Below are 13429 nucleotides of genomic sequence, written 5' to 3'. Positions count from 1 at the left end.
CACCCTTCGGGAACCGCCTACCCACTCCTAGCCCTCGGACTCCCCGCGGATCACCGCGAGCACGCCGTCCAGCTCGTCGCCCTTCAGCAGAACGTCACGCGCCTTGGACCCCTCGCTGGGCCCGACGATGCCCCGGGACTCCATGAGGTCCATGAGGCGCCCGGCCTTGGCGAAGCCGACGCGCAGCTTGCGCTGGAGCATCGAGGTGGACCCGAACTGCGTGGACACGACCAGCTCGGCCGCCTGGCACAGCAGATCGAGGTCGTCGCCGATGTCCTCGTCGATCTCCTTCTTCTGCTTGGTGCCGACGGTGACGTCCTCCCGGAAGACCGGGGTCATCTGGTCCTTGCAGTGCTGGACGACGGCGTGGATCTCGTCCTCGGTGACGAAGGCGCCCTGCATACGGGTGGGCTTGTTCTGACCCATCGGCAGGTACAGCCCGTCGCCCTTGCCGATCAGCTTCTCGGCGCCGGGCTGGTCGAGGATGACCCGGGAGTCGGCGAGCGAGGAGGTGGCGAACGCGAGCCTGGAGGGCACGTTCGCCTTGATCAGACCGGTGACGACGTCCACGGAGGGGCGCTGGGTCGCGAGCACCAGGTGGATGCCGGCCGCGCGCGCGAGCTGCGTGATGCGCACGATCGAGTCCTCGACGTCCCTCGGGGCGACCATCATCAGGTCGGCCAGCTCGTCGACGATCACCAGGAGGTACGGATAGGTCTTGAGCTCCCGCTCGCTGCCCTCCGGAGTCTTCAGCTTGCCGTCGCGGATCGCCTGGTTGAAGTCGTCGATGTGCCGGTACCCGAAGGCAGCGAGGTCGTCATACCTGAGGTCCATCTCGCGCACGACCCACTGGAGCGCCTCGGCGGCCCGCTTCGGGTTGGTGATGATCGGCGTGATCAGGTGCGGGATGCCTTCGTAGGCGGTCAGTTCGACGCGCTTGGGGTCGACGAGGACCATGCGGACGTCCTCGGGGGTCGCGCGGCACATGATCGACGTGATCAGGCAGTTGATGCAGGACGACTTGCCGGAGCCGGTGGCACCGGCCACCAGGATGTGCGGCATCTTCGCCATGTTGGCCATGACGTAGCCGCCCTCGACGTCCTTGCCGAGCGCCACGAGCATCGGGTGGTCGTCCTCGGCCGCGTCCGCGAGCCGCAGGACGTCTCCTACGTTGACCATCTCCCGGTCCGTGTTCGGGATCTCGATGCCGACCGCGGACTTGCCGGGGATCGGGCTGATGATCCGCACATCGGGGCTGGCGACGGCGTAGGCGATGTTCTTGGTGAGAGCGGTGATCCGCTCCACCTTGACGGCCGGGCCGAGCTCCACCTCGTAGCGCGTGACCGTGGGCCCGCGCGTGAAGCCGGTGACGGCGGCGTCGACCTTGAACTCGGAGAAGACGTTCGTCAGGGAGGCGACCACGGCGTCGTTCGCGGCGCTGCGCGCCTTGCCGGGGCCCCCGCGCGTGAGGAGGTCGAGCGAGGGCAGCGAGTACGTGATGTCGCCGGAGAGCTGGAGCTGCTCGGCGCGCGGCGGGAGGTCGCGGACCTCCTCCGGGGGCGCCTTCGTGAGGTCCATGACCTCGGCCTTGAGCTTCTCCTGCTTGGGGCGCGCGGCGGGGGCCGGGACGGGCGTCGGGGTGGTGTCCTCGCGGTCGCCTCCCACCCGTACGCCCTGGGTGAGGTCGGCGACGATCGGCGAGGGCGGCATGCCGTGCAGGACGGCCCCGTCGAGCGCCGCTGCGGCGGCCGCTGCGACGTCTACGGCGTCCATGGGGCGGTGCATCTCGGGCTGGGGCACCGCGGAGCGCCTGGGGCGGCTACGGCGCCTGGTGAGGGCCTCCTGCTCCGCGCTGTCGGGGTCGTACACCTCGGGGTCGCTCCCGCGCTTGCGGGGGCGTGCGGGCAGCGCCTCGCGCCACTGCTCGTCGTAGCGCTCGTCGTCCTCGCCGAACTCGTCCTCGTCCTCCGGGTCGTGGACGATGCCCAGCCTCACCCCGAGCAGCCGCAGGCGCTGCGGGATGGCGTTGACGGGCGTGGCCGTGACGACCAGCAGCCCGAAGATCGTGAGCAGCACGAGCAGCGGTACGGCGAGCACCTCGCCCATCGTGTACGTCAGCGGGGTCGCCACACCCCAGCCGATGAGGCCGCCGGCGTCCCTTATCGCCTGCATGCCGTCGCTGCGGGCGGGCGCGCCGCAGGCGAGGTGGACCTGGCCGAGGACGCCGATGACGAGCGCGGACAGGCCGATCACGATGCGGCCGTTGGCCTCGGGCTTCTCCGGGTGGCGGATGAAGCGCACGGCGATCACCGCGAGCAGTATCGGCACGAGCAGGTCGAGGCGGCCGAAGGCGCCCGTCACCAGGATCTCGACGAGGTCGCCGACCGGGCCGCGCAGATCGGCCCAGGTGCCGGCGGCGACGATCAGGGCGAGGCCGAAGAGGAGCAGCGCGACGCCGTCCTTGCGGTGGGCGGGGTCGAGGTTCTTCGCGCCCTGCCCTATGCCGCGGAACACGGCGCCGACGGCGTGCGCGGTGCCGAGCCAGATGGCGCGCACGAGTTTGACGATGCCACCGGTGGGGCTGGGCGCGGGCTTGGGCGCCGGGCGGGCGGTCTTCTTGGCGACCGCCTTCTTCGCCGGAGCCCTTTTCGCGGCGGCCTTCTTCGCCGGAGCCTTCGCCGGAGCAGCCCTCTTGGCGGGCTGCTTCTTGGCTGCGGAGGGACGTGAGGCCATAGGTGTGAGGTTACCTGTGGAGAGCGCAGGGGACACGTGTGCCCAGTGCTTCACCCGTTCGTGTCGCCCGTACGGGACGGGGAACTGACGCGCGCTCACGCACAACTGCGCCCGCGGCGGACGTCAGTTCTGGGACGGGAGCGAGGTTGCTCCGGTGCCGGTGCCCGGCTCCAGGGCGTCGAGTGCCCTGCGCAGTCCGGTGAGTTTGCGTTCGAGATGGGCCGCGGTGGCCACGGCCGCCGCGTCCGCCGACTCGTCGTCGAGCTGCTTGGACAGCGCCTCGGCCTGCTCCTCGACGGCCGCGAGCCGCGCGGACAGCTCGGCGAGCAGTCCCGCCGGTTCCTTGGCCGCGCCGACCGCGGGCTTGCCGCCGCCCTCCAGCTGGAGCCGCAACAGCGCCGCCTGCTCCCGCAGTTGGCAGTTCTTCATGTACAGCTCGACGAAGACCGAGACCTTCGCGCGCAGCACCCATGGGTCGAACGGCTTGGAGATGTAGTCGACCGCGCCCGCCGCGTACCCCCGGAAGGTGTGGTGCGGGCCGTGGTTGATCGCGGTGAGGAAGATGATCGGGATGTCCCGGGTCCGCTCCCGTCGCTTGATGTGCGCGGCGGTTTCGAAACCGTCCATGCCCGGCATCTGGACGTCCAGCAGAATGACCGCGAAGTCGTCCGTGAGCAGTGCTTTGAGCGCTTCCTCACCGGACGATGCCCGAACCAGTGTCTGATCGAGCGCAGAGAGGATGGCCTCCAGCGCAAGCAGATTCTCCGGCCGGTCATCGACCAGAAGGATCTTGGCCTTCTGCACCATGGCCCGCCCTCCTCGCCCCGGATGTGCACCGGGCGCCGCCCCAGAGGACGACTCTCTTGCGCCGCCCGTCCTTGTGCCGGTCATGGTAGCCGCACCCTGCCTGTCGCCACACCCTGTCACCGCGATGTCACTGTGCACGAAGCAGAAACGTAGCGGGAGACCAGAAGGTTCCCCGAATCCCGTACTTCTACACGGCTTCGGACACACTGAGTCAGCAACTCCGTGTGCACACCGGACGTTCCCCGCACCGTTCCCACCCCTTTCCCGTCAGGCCCGGTCGTTTCCCTCACTCCGGACGCATCCACTGCTCCATCACCGACAGCAGATGATCGGGATCGACCGGCTTGGTGACGTAGTCCGAGGCGCCGGACTCGATCGCCTTCTCCCGGTCGCCCTTCATCGCCTTCGCGGTCAGCGCGATGATCGGCAGCCCGGCGAACTGCGGCATCCTGCGGATCGCCGTCGTCGTCGCGTATCCGTCCATCTCGGGCATCATGATGTCCATCAGAACGACCGTCACATCGTCGTGCTGCTCCAGGACTTCGATGCCCTCGCGGCCGTTCTCCGCGTACAGCACGGACAGCCCGTGCTGCTCCAGGACGCTCGTCAGCGCGAAGACGTTGCGGATGTCGTCGTCGACGATCAGCACCTTCTCCCCGTTGAACCGGATGCCCCGGCGTGACGCCGGCGCCGTCTCCTCGGCGGCCCACTGGTCCCGCACCGTCTGCCCCAGCTGCGGCGCGGACCGCTCGATCGCGGACACGGCCCTACGGCGCCTCCTGAAGAGCGCGGCGGCACCGTTCTGCGTCTCGTGGTACGACTTCACCTCGGCCGGCGTCTCGATGTCCACCTCGGACAGTTCCGCGAGCTCCGCGGCGGAGGAGGCCACGAGGTCGCCCGCCTCCAGCGCGGGCAGCTGCTGGTAGCCCTGCGGGGGCAGTTCGCTCGGGTGCAGCGGCAAATACAGCGTGAACGTCGAACCGCGTCCCGGCTCGCTCTGCGCGAAGATCTCACCGCCGAGCAGCTGCGCGATCTCCCGGGAGATCGACAGCCCGAGGCCCGTACCGCCGTACTTGCGGCTGGTCGTACCGTCCGCCTGCTTGAACGCCTCGAAGATGACCCGCATCTTGCTGCCCGCGATCCCGATCCCGGTGTCGGTGACCGAGAACGCGATCAGGTCGGCGTCCGCGTCCCGCAGCGAACCGGCCTCCAGGAGCTGCTCCCTGATGGCCACCGGCACATCCGCGCCGGCCGGCCTGATGACGAGTTCGACCGCCCCGGAGTCGGTGAACTTCACCGCGTTGGACAGCAGGTTGCGCAGCACCTGGAGCAGCCGCTGCTCGTCGGTGTGGAGCGTGGCGGGCAGTTCCGGCGACACCCGGACGGACAGGTCGAGGCCCTTCTCCGCGGTCAGCGGACGGAAAGTGGCCTCTACGTAGTCGACGAGTTGGACGAGCGCGATGCGGGTCGGGGAGACGTCCATCTTGCCCGCCTCGACCTTCGACAGGTCCAGGATGTCGTTGATCAGCTGGAGCAGGTCGGACCCCGCGCCGTGGATCGTCTCGGCGAACTCGACCTGCTTCGGGGAGAGGTTCCCCTCCGCGTTGTCGGCGAGCAACTTGGCCAGGATCAGCAGCGAGTTGAGCGGTGTGCGCAGCTCGTGCGACATGTTGGCGAGGAACTCGCTCTTGTACCGCATCGACACGGCGAGCTGCTCGGCGCGCTCCTCCAGGACCTGCCGGGCCTCCTCGATCTCGGTGTTCTTCACCTCGATGTCCCGGTTCTGCTGGGCCAGCAGCTCGGCCTTCTCCTCCAGTTCGGCGTTGGACGACTGGAGTGCCTTCTGCCGGTTCTCCAACTCGGCCGACCGCTCCTGGAGTTGCTCGGTCAGCTCCTGGGACTGCTTCAGCAGCAGCTCCGTCTTGGTGTTGACGGAGATGGTGTTGACGCTGGTCGCGATCATCTCGGCGATCTGGTTGAGGAAGTCCTTCTGGATGTGCGTGAAGGGCGTGAAGGAGGCGAGCTCGATGACGCCGAGCACCTTCCCCTCGAACAGCACCGGCAACACGATCACCTGCGCGGGCGGTGCCTCCCCGAGCCCCGAGGAGATCTTCAGATAGCCGCTGGGCGCGTTCTCCACGAGGATCGTGCGCCGCTCCTGGGCGGCCGTCCCGATGAGCGCCTCACCGGGCCTGAACGACGTCGGCATGGAGCCCATCGAGTAGCCGTAGGACCCGAGCATGCGCAGCTCGTACGCCTCCTCGCCCTCGGCGTCCGCCAGGGGCAGCGCGAGGAAGAAGGCGCCGTGCTGCGCGGAGACCACCGGTGTCAGCTCGCTCATGATCAGCGAGGCGACGTCGTCCAGGTCGCGGCGGCCCTGCATCAGCGCGGAGATGCGGGCGAGGTTGCCCTTGAGCCAGTCCTGCTCCTTGTTGGCGATCGTGGTGTCGCGCAGGTTGGCGATCATCTTGTTGATGTAGTCCTGGAGTTCCTGGATCTCCCCGGACGCGTCCACGTCGATCTTCAGGTTCAGGTCGCCCCGGGTCACCGCGGTCGCCACGCGCGCGATGGCACGCACCTGGCGGGTCAGGTTCCCGGCCATCTCGTTCACGGACTCGGTGAGGTCGCGCCAGGTGCCGTCGACGTCACGCACGCGTGCCTGACCGCCCAACTGGCCTTCCGTGCCCACCTCGCGGGCCACCCGGGTGACCTCCTCGGCGAAACTGGACAGCTGATCAACCATGGTGTTGATCGTCGTCTTGAGTTCCAGGATCTCGCCGCGGGCGTCAATGTCGATCTTCTTGGTCAAGTCGCCCTTCGCGATGGCCGTGGTGACCATCGCGATGTTGCGCACCTGGCCGGTCAGGTTGGACGCCATGCCGTTCACCGAGTCGGTGAGGTCCTTCCAGGTGCCCGCCACACCCGGGACGTGCGCCTGGCCGCCCAGGATGCCGTCCGTGCCCACCTCACGGGCCACCTTGGTGACCTGGTCGGCGAACGAACTCAGCGTCTTCACCATGGTGTTGAAGGTGTCGGCGAGCTGCTGGACCTCGCCGCGCGCCTCGATCGTCACCGTCCGGGTCAGGTCACCGTTGGCGACGGCAGCCGCGACCTGAGAGATGTTCCGCACCTGCATGGTCAGGTTGTTGGCCATCAGGTTGACGTTGCCGCTGAGGTCCTTCCAGATGCCCGTGATGCCCGGCACGTGCGCCTGGCCGCCGAGGATGCCCTCGGTGCCCACCTCGCGGGCCACCCGGGTCACCTGCTCGGCGAACGACGAGAGTTGATCAACCATGGTGTTGACCGTCGTGACGAGCTCAAGGATCTCGCCCTTCGCGTCAACAGTGATCTTCTTGGACAGGTCGCCCTTGGCGACGGCGGTCGTGACCTCGGCGATCTGGCGCACCTGGATGGTCAGGTTGTTCGCCATGAAGTTCACCGACTGCGTGAGGTCCTTCCAGGTGCCGGAGACACCCTGCACCTCGGCCTGCCCGCCCAACTGCCCCTCGGTGCCCACCTCGCGGGCCACGCGCGTGACCTCCTCGGCGAACGAGGACAGCTGGTCGACCATCGTGTTCAGGGTGTTCTTCAGCTCCAGGATCTCCCCGCGTGCGTCCACGGTGATCTTCTGGGACAGGTCACCCCGGGCCACCGCCGTCGCGACCTGCGCGATGTTGCGCACCTGGGCGGTGAGGTTGCCGGCCATGCCGTTCACCGAGTCGGTCAGGTCGCGCCACACTCCGGCGACACCGGGCACCTGCGCCTGCCCGCCGAGCCGGCCCTCCGTGCCCACCTCGCGGGCCACCCGGGTCACCTGGTCGGCGAACGCGGAGAGTTGATCGACCATCGTGTTGATGGTGTTCTTCAGCTCCAGGATCTCGCCGCGCGCGTCCACGTCGATCTTCTGGGACAGGTCGCCCTGGGCCACCGCCGTCGTCACCTGGGCGATGTTGCGCACCTGGGAGGTCAGGTTCCCGGCCATCGAGTTGACGGAGTCGGTGAGTTCCTTCCAGGTGCCCGAGACGCCGTCCACGCGCGCCTGGCCGCCGAGCCGGCCCTCCGTGCCCACGTCACGGGCCATGCGGGTCACCTGGTCGGCGAACGACGACAGTTGGTCGACCATCGTGTTGACGGTGTTCTTCAACTGAAGCATCTCGCCGGACACATCGACCGTGACCTTCTGGGACAGGTCACCGTTGGCCACCGCCGTCGTCACCTGCGCGATGTTGCGCACCTGGCCGGTGAGGTTGCGGAATGCGGTGTTGACCGAGTCGGTCAAGTCCTTCCAGGTACCGGCCGCGCCCGGCACCTGCGCCTGGCCGCCCAGTTCACCCTCGACACCGATCTCGCGCGCCACGCGCGTGACCTCGGCACCGAACGAGGACAGTTGATCGACCATCCCGTTGACGGTGTTCTTCAGCTCCAGCATCTCGCCGGCCACGTTCACCGTGACCTTCTGGGACAGGTCACCGCTGGCCACGGCGGTCGTCACGGCGGCGATGTCCCGCACCTGGATCGTCAGGTTCCGGAAGACCGTGTTCACCGAGTCGGTGAGGTCCTTCCACGTCCCCGCCGCACCCGGCACGTTCGCCTGCCCGCCGAGCTGCCCCTCGGCGCCTACCTCGTTGGCCACGCGCGTGACCTCGTCGGCGAAGGTGCGCAGCGTCTCGGTCATCTGGTTGATCGTCTCGGCGAGCTGGGCAACCTCGCCCCGCGCCGACACGGTCACCTTCTGCGACAGGTCACCGTTGGCGACGGCCGTCGTCACCTGGGCGATCCCGCGCACCTGGGCCGTCAGGTTGCCGGCCATGATGTTCACCGAGTCGGTGAGGTCCTTCCACACCCCGGCCACACCCGGCACCTGCGCCTGGCCGCCCAGCTCGCCCTCGGTGCCCACCTCCCGCGCGACTCGCGTCACCTCGGAGGAGAACGACGACAGCTGGTCCACCATCGTGTTGACGGTGTTCTTCAGCTCCAGCATCTCGCCGGCGACATGAACGGTGACCTTGCGTGACAGGTCGCCCTTGGCCACCGCCGTGGTCACCAGCGCGATGTCCCGCACCTGGGCCGTCAGCCGGTACGCCATCGTGTTGACGGACTCCGTGAGGTCCTTCCAGGAGCCGGACATGCCACGCACGCGTGCCTGCCCGCCGAGCTTGCCCTCGGTGCCCACCTCGCTGGCCACGCGTGTGACCTCGTCGGTGAACGTCGACAGCTGGTCGACCAGGTTGTTGACGGTCCGCCCGACCTTCAGGAACTCCCCGCGCAGCGGATGCCCGTTCCCGTCGTCCTGCGCCTGCGTCCGCAGCTCCATGCGCGGCGACAGATCACCCTCCGCCACCGCGGAGAGCACCCGTCCGACCTCTGAGACGGGCCGTACGAGGTCGTCCACGAGGGCGTTGGAGGCGTCGATGGCCGAGGCCCAGGAACCCTCACAGGCGGCCGTCTCCAGCCGCTCCGTGAGCTTTCCCTCACGGCCCACCACGCGCCGTACCCGCGACAGCTCACCCGTGAGGTGGAGATTGCGGTCGGCCACCTCGTTGAACACGGCGGCGATCTCCGACATCACGCCGTCGCCGGACACCGTGAGCCGCTTGCGGAAGTTCCCGTCCCTCATGGAGACGAGAGCCGTCAGCAGCCGGTCCAAGGAGGCCGCGTCCACTTCCGTGGTCCCATTGCGCGGTTTGCGCTGGTTCTTCAGGGACTGTCCGCCTTTCGCGCGCGTCTTGGTGGCCCGCGTCGCTGCGCCAGACTCCACTGTGTCCCTCCCGCAGGGGTCGACCATTGCTGCTACTGCTGTGCTGGGTGCTGCTGCTCGGCGTTCGGTCACTGCCGCGTATCCCTGCCCGGTTTACCGGCCTTCAACAAGGCCCGCTGCCCGCAGTACACAGAAGACACCCGGTCTGCCCGGACCTTCACCAGAATCCTGCCCAGTGTTTCACCCTGCCTGAACCAGGCCATAACAGTTCGGCAGCTTCGCACATCGTCCGCACACCCTCCGGACGGAAACACCGCGACCGGCATCCGCGTGGACGGTGAAGGTAAGTAACCTTGCATGCGGCTGTCCAGCCTCGCCGGTTCCGTCCGGCCTGGGCGGTGGCACGAGCACGAGCGGGCAGGCATCGGAGGGGCACCGCACCATGACCACCGGACTGCATCCTGGAGGAACGCCCCAGGATCCCCCGCCGACCGGGAACCAGCCGTTGCCCCGGCAGGCGCCGATCGGCCATGGGCCCCTGCCCGCCGACAACAGGCCGAGGAGTTCTGTGATCACCGCGCGCGCGGCAGCCAGCTTCGAGCCCGTCGGACGATCGGTCGCCACCGCGCGGTCCTTCGTCCGCGACACCCTGCAGGGCTGGGGCTTCGCCGACATCGTCGACGACGCCGTGGTCCTCACCAGCGAGCTGGTGACCAACGCCGTGGTCCACGCGGGCACGGCCGCGGATGTTCTGTGTCTACGGAGTGACGACGGTGTGCGGATCGAGGTCGCCGACCACTATCCGGAACGCGAAATCCCCCTCCAGGGGGCCGCGATCACCATGAGCAGCCCCGACCGCGAGGGCGGACGCGGCCTCCAGCTGTGCGCGGCCCTCGCCAGCCGCTGGGGCGTCGACTACACGCCCACACAGAAGCTGGTCTGGTTCCAACTCGACCTCCCCGCCCGCCCGGTGGGCACCCGCGCGGCCGGCCCGTCCCTCCCGGCCGCCCTGCTCCCGCTCGCCGACGGCAGGGTCCGCGTCGCGGTCGTCCAGATCGACCGTACGGGCTCCATCGCGTCCTGGAACGAGGACGCCGAGGAACTCTTCGGCTACGCCGCCGAGCAGGTCACCGGCAAGCCCCTGACCGACCTCGCGGCCTGGCCGCACACCCCGGGGACCAGCACCGGCATCGCCGAGGCCCTCCGCCTCTCCCGCTGGGAGGGCAGTTACGGCATCCGCGGCGCCGACGGCCGCGTCATCCCGGTGTACGCCTCCCACCTCCGCGTCCGCGACACCGGCGGCGAGCCGTCAACCGTGTGCCTCCTGGTAAGGGACCACGAACGCGCGGTTCTGCAGACCCCGTTGCGCGGCCCCGCCCCCGACGCGGCATCCACCCCGGACGGCCAGAACACCGACCCCTTCGAGGTGTTCATCGGCTCCCCCGCGCCGGACGACCTCGACGGCCTCCTCCAGCGCACGGTAGAACGCGCCCGCGACATGCTCGACGGAGACTCTGCCTTCCTCCTCCTCGCGACGGACGACGAAACGGAGTTGGAGGTCCGCGCCTCCACCGGTCTGCCCTCCGCCCGCCAGCGCTTCGCGCGCGTGCCCGTCGAAGCGGGCCCCGGCCGCTACGGCTCCGCCCGCATGCCGGCCGTCCACGAGGACCTCCAGGCCGTCCCGGGCGCCGTACCGCTCCTCAGCGGCACCGGAATGCGCTCGGTCGTCACCGTCCCCCTCAAGGTGGAGGGCCGCCTCACCGGCTCCCTCGGAGTCGCCGCCGAAGGCCCCAACAAGTACTCCAACGAAGAAGCCCTCCGCCTCCAATTCGCCGCCGACCGCATCGCGTTGGCCGTCGAGTCGGCCCGCCTGGGCGAACTGGAACGCCTGCGCCGCGGCTCCCTCAGCTTCCTGGTCGAGGCCTCCGACCTCCTCGCCGGCACCCTGGACCGCGATCAAACCCTGGCCCTCATGGCCCAGATGACGGTCCCGACCCTCGCCACCTGGTGCGCGGTCTACACGATCGCCGACCAGGCCTCCGACCCGTACCTCTCGTACGTCCTGCACGAGGACGAGGAACTCATCGACGGCATCAAGTCGTTGCTCTCGAAGATCGCCCCTCCGGACCCGGTACCCACCCCCGGCGCCCGCGTCTGGGCCGCCCCCGCCGAAGCCGCCCACCAGGCGGCCCTGCGCACCTCCATGCGCAACCTCGGCCTCGGCGAACCGACCCGCCGCGTCAGCTCGGGCATCGGCCCGACTCTCGCCACTGCCTCGGCAGTCGGCGGCGAGACGGTGGTCCTCCCCCTGGTCGCCCGCAACCGCGTCATCGGCATGCTGACCCTCGGCAAGCCCACCGACGAACACTTCCGTCAGGAAATCCTGGAACTGGCCGAGGACTTGAGCCGCCGAGCCGCCCTCGCCCTCGACAACGCCCGCCTGTACTCGGAACGCACGGCCATCAGCCAGTCCCTCCAGCGCAGCCTCCTGCCCCCCGACCTCCCGCACATCGAGGGCGTCGAGGTCGAGGTCATCTACCGCGCGGCCGGCGAGGGCAACGAAGTGGGCGGCGACTTCTACGACTTGTTCCCCATCCGCGACGGCGTCTACGGCTTCGCCATCGGCGACGTCTGCGGCACAGGACCCGAGGCAGCCGCGGTCACCGGCCTGGCCCGCCACGCCCTCCGCCTGCTCGCCAGAGAGGGCTTCGGCGGCCCCGCGGTCCTGGAGCGCCTCAACTCCGCGATCCTCGACGAGGGAGCCCGCAGCCGCTTCCTGACGCTCCTCTACGGCGAGTTGTGGCCCCAGGAGGACGGCAGCGCCAAGCTGAAGGTGGTCTGCGCCGGCCACCCCCTGCCGCTCCGCCTACGTCAGGACGGCACGGTCGAACCGGCCGCCGAACCCCAGCCCCTCCTCGGCGTCATGGACGACCTGGAGCTCTACGAGCAGACGGTCACCCTCGACCCGGGCGACGTCCTCCTGTGCGTCACGGACGGCGTCACGGAGCGCCGCGAGGGCACCCGCATGCTGGGCGACGATGGCCTCACGGACGTCCTGACGACCTGTACGGGCCTCACGGCCGGCGCGGTCGCGGCCCGCATCATGCGCGCGGTCGAACGCTTCGCGTCGGACGCCCCCTCCGACGACATGGCCATCCTCGCCATGCGCGTCCCGGGCCTCCAGAAGGACTGACACCCGAACACGCAAAAGGCCCCGCCCAATTGGGCGGGGCCTTTCAGTTAGCGGAGCCCTCTAACGGAATCGAACCGTTGACCTTCTCCTTACCATGGAGACGCTCTACCGACTGAGCTAAGAGGGCCTGTCGCTTTCCCGAGGTTTCCCTCGCGGCGACGAAAAGAATCATACCCCGAACAGGCCCGTGCGCCCAACCACCGCCACCCGACCCCGACTCGATCAGAAAGCGGGCTGCAGCAGTCCCCCGAGCGCGTTGCACGCAGAAACGATCCGCTGCATCTCCCGCTTCGTCAACGACGCGTCGACCGGCAGCGCGAGCGTCTCGTCCGCGGCCCGCTCGGTCTCCGGCAGCGCCACACACCGCCGGAACTCCGGCAGCCGGTGCACAGGCGTCTTCACCGGCACCCGGCACTCAACTCCCCTGCCCCGCACGGCCCGAGCGAAGGCATCGCGATCCGGCCGCCCGTTCCCCGGCACCCGCACGATGTACTGCTGGTAGGTGTGCCCGTCCCCACCATCGGGCGTCCGCACCCCACGCAACTTCGCATCCAGATAGGAGGCCCGCTCCCGCCGCTGAGCCACCTCGTCGTACGGCGCCTCGGACTCCCCCTGCTGCAACACCAGCAGTCCGTGCCGCTGCCCGACTCCGAGCAACCGCGCCATATCAGCCGACCGACCGAATCGATGTACGACAACTATCGCCGCCGTACGCGGAGTTATGGCCGCTTCGACAGCGGACGCGTCGAGGCAGTAGGTCACCGGATCTATGTCGGCGAACACCGGCAGCCCACCCGCGAGAGTGACGGCCTCGGCGACTTCCACGTTCCCGAACGCCGGCACGACGACCTCGTCACCGAGTCCGACGCCTGCGGCCCTGAGCATTGCAGCAGTACCCATGCTCGGATGGTGATTGCGCAATGTGAACTTCAAGTGACGCCCAACAAAAAAGGGTTGGACCCCGAACCGAAGTTCAGGATCCAACCCTTTCAATATTT

5 protein-coding genes and 1 tRNA gene are annotated in these 13429 nt (G+C 69.0%); 1 reads left to right on the top strand and 5 read right to left on the bottom strand.

The window, feature by feature from the left end:
* Positions 1-27 precede the first annotated feature (27 nt).
* The 3 genes from SSP08S_RS52010 to SSP08S_RS52000 form a co-directional block, all read right to left on the bottom strand.
* Complete coding sequence (locus tag SSP08S_RS52010; protein WP_019075578.1) at positions 28-2733, bottom strand: DNA translocase FtsK; 2706 nt, start codon at positions 2731-2733, stop codon at positions 28-30.
* A gap of 123 nt (positions 2734-2856) precedes the next feature.
* Positions 2857-3540, bottom strand: coding sequence for a response regulator (locus SSP08S_RS52005; protein ID WP_019075577.1), 684 nt, complete (start codon positions 3538-3540; stop codon positions 2857-2859).
* A 286-nt stretch (positions 3541-3826) separates the two neighbouring features.
* The gene (locus SSP08S_RS52000) at positions 3827-9298 is read right to left on the bottom strand and encodes a HAMP domain-containing hybrid sensor histidine kinase/response regulator (RefSeq protein ID WP_086022083.1); all 5472 of its coding nucleotides are present in this window, start codon (positions 9296-9298) and stop codon (positions 3827-3829) included.
* A gap of 382 nt (positions 9299-9680) precedes the next feature.
* Between SSP08S_RS52000 and SSP08S_RS51995 the strand changes: the two genes are divergently transcribed.
* Complete coding sequence (locus SSP08S_RS51995; protein WP_026179565.1) at positions 9681-12431, top strand: SpoIIE family protein phosphatase; 2751 nt, start codon at positions 9681-9683, stop codon at positions 12429-12431.
* Between the two features lie 54 nt (positions 12432-12485).
* Here SSP08S_RS51995 and SSP08S_RS51990 read toward each other — a convergent pair.
* Positions 12486-12558, bottom strand: a tRNA-Thr gene (locus tag SSP08S_RS51990).
* 95 nt (positions 12559-12653) lie between these two features.
* Positions 12654-13316 carry a DegT/DnrJ/EryC1/StrS family aminotransferase gene (locus SSP08S_RS51985; protein WP_019075574.1) on the bottom strand — a complete coding sequence of 221 codons (663 nt, stop codon included), beginning with the start codon at positions 13314-13316 and terminating at the stop codon, positions 12654-12656.
* Positions 13317-13429 lie beyond the last annotated feature (113 nt).

It is taken from the genome of Streptomyces hokutonensis, assembly GCF_000376565.1.
In the GTDB taxonomy this organism is placed as follows: Bacteria; Actinomycetota; Actinomycetes; order Streptomycetales; family Streptomycetaceae; genus Streptomyces; species Streptomyces hokutonensis.
This window is presented reverse-complemented; position numbering and strand designations above follow the sequence as displayed.